Source organism: Mesorhizobium sp. M4B.F.Ca.ET.089.01.1.1 (genome assembly GCF_004022605.1).
GTDB classification, from domain to species: domain Bacteria; phylum Pseudomonadota; class Alphaproteobacteria; order Rhizobiales; family Rhizobiaceae; genus Mesorhizobium; species Mesorhizobium abyssinicae.
Map to the genome: position 1 here is coordinate 1 of NZ_RZOS01000631.1, position 2,592 is coordinate 2,592.

The 2,592-nt window shown below is 66.2% G+C and carries 2 protein-coding genes and 1 pseudogene; 1 reads left to right on the plus strand and 2 read right to left on the minus strand.

The genetic code is table 11. The features are described from left to right. Positions 1-1,071: pseudogene (locus tag EN780_RS31855) on the minus strand (2-acyl-glycerophospho-ethanolamine acyltransferase); the annotation flags it as partial. 306 nt (positions 1,072-1,377) lie between these two features. After that, positions 1,378-1,785: a 4-oxalocrotonate tautomerase family protein gene (locus EN780_RS31860; protein ID WP_127310845.1), complete on the minus strand. Its 408-nt coding sequence runs from the start codon at positions 1,783-1,785 to the stop codon at positions 1,378-1,380. Between the two features lie 114 nt (positions 1,786-1,899). Here EN780_RS31860 and EN780_RS31865 point away from each other — a divergent pair. After that, positions 1,900-2,592, plus strand: a 693-nt coding sequence (locus EN780_RS31865; RefSeq protein WP_128276258.1) for a LysR substrate-binding domain-containing protein, incomplete at its 3' end; no start/stop codon positions are given.

Sequence of the window (2,592 nt, forward strand, 5' to 3'; positions counted from 1 at the left end):
TGCCTCGACCGCCTCGACGATGTCGGCGAGCCCAGCCTTCTCGATGAAGGCGCGGGACGACACGACCGTTCTGATGACGGCGGTACGCACGGCGGCGGTGACGCTCGCCGGTCCCGCCGTGTAGTTGATCATCGCCGCAACCCGGCCGGCCGAGATCAGGCCGACGAAGGACAGCACCACGCCATTGGCGTTGGGCAGCAGCAGGCCGACCGCCTCGCCCGGCGCCGTCACCGCTTCGAAGCGGCGCCCCAGGACGCGCGCGCCGATGAACATCTTGCGGTAGCTCAGCGCGCCCGAGATGACGTCCTCGATGATCGGATGCGAGGCGCCGACCCTGGTTGCCGCGTCGCGAATGGCGAGGAACAGGCCGCGGTCGAGATTGGTGCCGAACAGCCTGGCTTCCGCGAAGCGGTCGAACAGCGCGTTGGTGTTGGAGGCCTGGTCGGGATTGCGCGCCGCCAGCTCGGCAATCGTCATCGGCTCCAGCACGCTCACCGAAAGGCGCGGAAACCAGTGGCGCGGCGCCCTGTCGGCCGGGGTCAGCGATGCCGGCAGGTCGCGGGCGCGGGCGACGAAGATCGGCACGATGCTGGCGTCGGCCTGCATGGCGATGCGGGTAATGGCGCGGAACAGGCGGAACGATTTGATATCAGGCTCGACCGCATCGGGCAGGTAGACGGCAAGCTTGCCCTTGCCTTTCAAGACCCGTACCAGCCGCCGGCTGACGAAGACATGCTCGGCGTTGAAGGCGATGGTGCGGCCAAGCTCGCGCCATGGCTCCAGCCAGGGCGAGCGCGCCGAGGCGTCGTCGAGGATGTGCAGCGTGTCGTCCGGCAGCAGCGACAGCATCAGCGCCGGCTCGATGCGCGACTGGTGCGAAATCACGTAGATGACCGGTGCCTTGGCATTGCGGGCGATGCGGATGCGCTCGTCGGCGATGCGGTAGGCGAGCTTGAACGGCACATAGAGCAACGCCTGCGTGAAACGCAGGCCGAGGCGCACCGATTCCAGCACGCCGATCAAAAGCCAGGCCGCGACGAGGCCTGCAAGCAGCGCCAGGGTCAGGATCATTGCCGCGCTCTCCCAACGTCCTCCACGTCGCGGCTCTTGAGTGGCCGCTTCGGCGCCAGAGGGTAGCGGAAGTGGGGGCGACGTCAATGTGGACTGAGTGCCCTCTAGCCTTCTCTCCTTGTGGGAGAAGGTGGCCGAGCGAAGCTCGGTCGGATGAGGGGTGTTGGACGGATCACTGTTTTGAAGATGTAGGTGCCTAAAAGCATTGGAGTTTTCGAGGTCGAGTTTCTTCCAACACCCACATCCGTCTCGGCGCTACGCGCCGGTCCACCTGCTCCCCACAAGGGGGAGAAGGGGGAGCGCACTTTACGCCGCGTTCAACCTCCCGCTGATGAAGCGGAACTCCTGCGTCTTGCCGCCATAGCCATAGGCGGCTGCCGGCACTTCATGCACGAAGGCATAGCTTTCTTCGTGGACGCCACCCAGCAGGCGGCCGAAGGCGGCGAAGATCGCCTTGAGATAGGCCTCGAGCTCCAGCTTGGTGTTGGTGCCGTCCACCACTTTGATATCGAGCCAGAAGGTGTTGGTGCCGTGCTCTGCGAGCGACTTGCCGCCGGCGAACCAGTGCTGGGGATCGAAATAGCTGATCGCGACCGCGGTGATGGTCGGATCCTTGCGCAGATGCGTCGCGGTGAGCTCGGTCACCTCCCTGGCGATGGCGGCAGAGAGTGCGGCGTCGGGCTTGCCGGTGACGCTGACATTGATGATCGGCATTTTCTTTCTCCTCGTTGTGAGCGGCGCTTCCTCGCCCTTGGAAGAAACCATGTCACGAGCCTCGAATCAAAAAAATCGAATTGTTTTGAAGAAAAGATTCGATATCATCGAACTATGCAAACGCTCGACCCAGACCTTCTCAAAACCTTCCTTGCTTTCGTCGATGGCGGTTCGCTGGCGAAGGCGGCTTCCACCGTCGGCCGCTCGCCTCCGGCGGTGACGGCGCAGATGCAGCGGTTGGAGGAGATCGTCGGCGAACCGCTGCTTGCTCCCCAGGGCAGGGGGCGCGGCTTGACGCCGGCCGGCGAGGATCTGGTCGGCCATGCCAGGCGCATCCTCGCCGTCCACACCGAGGCCTTGCTGGCGCTGAAGGGCGCGCGTGCCGACGGCCGCCTCGCCGTCGGCACGACGCAGGATTTCGCTGATCGCGGCCTGCCGGAACTGCTGCGCGCCTTCGCCGTCAGCCATCCGCGCGTCCGGATCGAATTGCGCGTCGGCCGCTCCATCGAGCTCGGACAGGCGCTGCAGGCCGGCGATCTCGATCTGGCGATCACCATGCGCCAGTCACCGGGCCCCGACGAGGTTGCCGTGATCGGCGAGCCGATGCTCTGGCTCTGCTCGCAGAAGGGGCTCGCCGCGCGCGAAGACGTCTTGCCGCTGGCGCTGCTCGACCCGCAGTGCGGCTTTCGCGAAGCGGCGCTCGCCGCCCTCGACGCGGCGGGCCGCCGCTACCGCATCGCCGCCGGCAGCGCCAGCCTTGCCGGAGTGCGCACGGCGGTCAATGCCGGCATCGCGCTGACCTTGCGC

What these genes read in the sequence shown, in the direction of transcription:
- EN780_RS31860 (WP_127310845.1), bottom strand. Translation starts at nt 1,785, where the DNA reads ATGCCGATCATCAATGTCAGCGTCACCGGCAAGCCCGACGCCGCACTC.